The sequence below is a fragment of the Chromobacterium sp. CCUG 30098 genome (assembly GCF_059916605.1).
This window is the reverse complement of the sequence record NZ_JAUCGS010000028.1, coordinates 1-827: the sequence shown is the minus strand read 5'-3', so window position 1 is coordinate 827 and position 827 is coordinate 1. Positions and strand designations below refer to the sequence as shown.

Genomic DNA, 827 nt, shown 5'->3' with positions numbered 1-827 from the left:
CGTCCTCGCGGATCAGGACCACGGCCTGGGCGACGCCGGGCTGGTCCAGCAGCGCGGCTTCGATCTCGCCCAGCTCGATGCGCAGTCCGCGCAGCTTGACCTGATGGTCTAGGCGGCCCAGATAGTCCAGCGCGCCATCCTCGCGGCGGACGACGCGGTCGCCGGTGCGGTACAGCCGTTGTCCGGCGGCGAAGGGGTGGGCGACGAAGCGCTCGGCAGTCAGCGCCGGACGGCGCAGATAGCCGCGGGCCAGGCCGACGCCGCCCAGGTACAGCTCGCCGGGGATGCCGGGCGGCAAGGGCCGCAGCATGGCGTCGAGCACGAAGAGCTGGGTGTTCCAGATCGGATGGCCGATGGGCACCGAGCGGCTGTCGCGCGTCGGATCGCAAGTCCAGGCGGTGACGTCGACGGCGGCTTCGGTGGGGCCGTAGAGATTATGCAGCGGGCAGGGCAGCGTCTGGGCGGCGCGGGCCAGCAGCGGCGCGGGCAAGGCTTCGCCGCTGCACAGCACGCGGCGCAGGCTGGCGCAGCCGGCGCTGGCGGGTTCCTGCAGGAAAGCGTCCAGCATGGACGGGACGAAATGCAGGGTGGTGACGCCGCGGCGGCGGATCAGCTCGGCCAGATAGACGGGATCGCGATGGCCGTCGGGCCGGGCCAGCAGCAGCGAGGCGCCGGCGATCAGCGGCCAGAAGAACTCCCAGACCGAGACGTCGAAGCTGGACGGGGTTTTTTGCAGCACCACGTCGTCGTCGGCCAGCGGGTAGGCGTGCTGCATCCACAGCAGACGGTTGACGATGGCGCGATGGCTGTTGACGGCGCCCTTGGGG

The 827-nt window shown here is 71.3% G+C and carries 1 protein-coding gene; it reads right to left on the bottom strand.

Going from position 1 to position 827, the window contains the following annotated elements:
* On the bottom strand, window positions 1–827 hold an 827-nt coding region (locus QUG03_RS23155), incomplete at both ends, for an AMP-binding protein (protein WP_500821116.1).